At 60.1% G+C, this 1,226-nt stretch carries 1 pseudogene; it reads right to left on the bottom strand.

The annotated features are described in order from the left end of the window. A pseudogene (locus ACW9IN_RS30075) lies at positions 1–1,226 on the bottom strand (type IV secretion protein Rhs); the annotation flags it as partial.

Raw genomic sequence — 1,226 nt, 5'->3', positions numbered from 1 at the left:
GTCGTAGTCGTAATGCCGGTCACCCTGGATCATCAGGCGGTTGCCGGCGACGATGTCGGGGCCGGGGCGGTTGTGCATCAGCAGGTTGCCGGCGGGGTCGTGGCCGAAGCGTTCCTGCACGTCTTGCGAGTGATTGGCGCGGGTCAGGCGGTTCAGTGGGTCGTAGTGGTAGTCGTGCTGGCCCTTGCGGGTGTCGAGCAGGCGGGTGAGGTTGGCGGATTTGTCGTAGGTGTATTGGCGCTGGTACAGCAGGTTTTCCTGCTGGATCACGGCATGGTTGTGCAGGCGCTGTTGGTCGTCGTAGTGGTAGTGGCTGACGAGCTGGCCCTGCTGGCGTTGGTGTTCTTGCCCTGCGCGGAACAGGTGTGATGTCAGTAGCGAACCGTTCAGTTCGACGGTGGCGAGCTGACCGCCTTTACCGTGGTTGAACACCACCCGGTTGTTATCCGGCAGGCGCAGCATGTGCAACTGCCCACAGGCGTCATAGCCATATCGCAGGGTGCCCCAGCCCTGGTGCTCAGCGGTGAGGCGGTTTTGGCGGTCGTACTCGTAGGCCAGCGTCCAATGGCCGTCTTCGACGCCTAGAAGGTTGCCTTGGCGGTCGTAGGTGTAATCGACGGTTTTGCCATCGGGAAGGGTTTTTCTTACAAGGCGTCCGGCAGAGTCGCGCTCATAACGGGTAACCAGCTGACTGCCATCGTCGCCATGCTCAGTCTTCTCCTGAAGGTTGCCATTGAGGTCATAGATATAAGCCGTACGCTGGCCATCAAAGCCGATCTCCTGCTGGATCAACCCGTTGGCGTGGTAGTCGAGCTGATAAACCTCGCCAACCTCGTTTTCGATCTCGGTCAGCAGCAACCGCGCGTTGTTGTAACGGTATTTGACCTGGCTGCCATCGGCATTGAGACGCCGGCTGATCAGGTGCAGGCCGTCGGCATACTCGTAGCGGGTGACGTTTCCCAGCTCATCGCGCTCGGCGGTGATTTTTCCGTAAGGGTTGTAGCTGTATTCCCTACAAGCACCGCCCGGCAAGACCACACGAACTAACCGGCCAACGGCATCCCACTGGTATTCGGTCAGCGCACCGTGTTCATCCTCCTGCGCCACCTGTCGGCCCAGATCGTCATAGCGATAGCGCTTGATCCCGCCATGGGGCAATTGCTCCTCCAGCAATTGCCCGCGTTCGTTCCACACCAGCCGCTGATGGCTGTGGTCCGGGTACCAAA

The organism is Pseudomonas sp. SDO5271_S396 (genome assembly GCF_054071795.1).
The sequence above is the reverse complement of the archived record's forward strand: the minus strand, read 5'-3'. Positions and strand labels throughout refer to the sequence as shown.